This is a genomic window from Methylobacterium sp. CCH5-D2, assembly GCF_001556475.1.
GTDB lineage: Bacteria > Pseudomonadota > Alphaproteobacteria > Rhizobiales > Beijerinckiaceae > Methylobacterium > Methylobacterium hispanicum.
This window is the reverse complement of the sequence record NZ_LSIX01000424.1, coordinates 1-433: the sequence shown is the minus strand read 5'-3', so window position 1 is coordinate 433 and position 433 is coordinate 1. Positions and strand designations below refer to the sequence as shown.

Genomic DNA, 433 nt, shown 5'->3' with positions numbered 1-433 from the left:
CGGCATCGCCCAGAGCTGGGGGGCGCTCCAGACCTTCCTCTCGGGCACGGTGCTGACCCCGGTCGGCGCCGATCCCAGCTCGCCTGTCGAGGGGCAGCGCTGGCATCGGAGCGGGCTCGGCGCCTTTCTGTACCTGAACAGCGCCACCCGGCGGCTTCTCGACAGCACGCAGTTCTCGACGACCGCGCAGGCGCAAGACGGCACCGACACCACGACCGTCATGAACCCTGCTCGGGTCAAGGAATCGGTCACCCAGTTCTCGACGAGTGACGCGCCCGCCAACGACCTGATGTGGTTCGGCGACGGCTCGGACGGCGACCTGACGGCGTCCTCGGGCACGACGACCCTGACACGGGACACCTTCTACAACAACGTCACGCTCTCGGGCTCGGCGATCATCGACACGGCGGGCCACCGCCTGTTCGTGAAGGGC

General features: G+C 68.6%; 1 protein-coding gene. It reads left to right on the top strand.

Annotation, left to right across the window (positions count from 1 at the left end; translation table 11 throughout):
* The coding region (locus tag AX737_RS34290) for a hypothetical protein (protein WP_197430537.1) at positions 1-433 on the top strand (433 nt) is incomplete at both ends.